The organism is Nioella ostreopsis (assembly GCF_004000255.1).
GTDB classification, from domain to species: domain Bacteria; phylum Pseudomonadota; class Alphaproteobacteria; order Rhodobacterales; family Rhodobacteraceae; genus Nioella; species Nioella ostreopsis.
In genome coordinates this window covers 1-311 of the sequence record NZ_RCIQ01000101.1, presented here as the reverse complement: position 1 = coordinate 311, position 311 = coordinate 1, and the positions used below count along the sequence as shown (strand labels likewise).

General features: G+C 58.5%; 1 pseudogene. It reads right to left on the bottom strand.

What is annotated here, in order from left to right:
* A pseudogene (locus tag EP237_RS23920) lies at positions 1–130 on the bottom strand (IS256 family transposase); the annotation flags it as partial.
* Positions 131–311: the final 181 nt, after the last annotated feature.

Here is a 311-nt window from a genome sequence, read left to right as displayed (position 1 = left end):
CCATCTCCGTGCTCAGTGCACGTTCCGCCAGCGCCTTGGTCAGTTCCGCCAGGATGCCGGTCTTGCCAAACAGATCGCCAGGCGAACGCCCTTCCATCAGCCGGTCCAGCAGGTCTTTGTCGATGCTCATACGTGGGTCTCCTCTTCGAGCAGTTACCACGTCAGCGCACAAAATTCAGGATAGTCCCGGATCAGACATGCGCGCGGCTCGGAAATCCTCATTCAATACCTATTGCACCGGCAAGCATTCCCGGACCGCGCCAAGGCACCTCTCGGGACTTTGTAGCAGGGTCTATTCCAGCTCAGCGTCT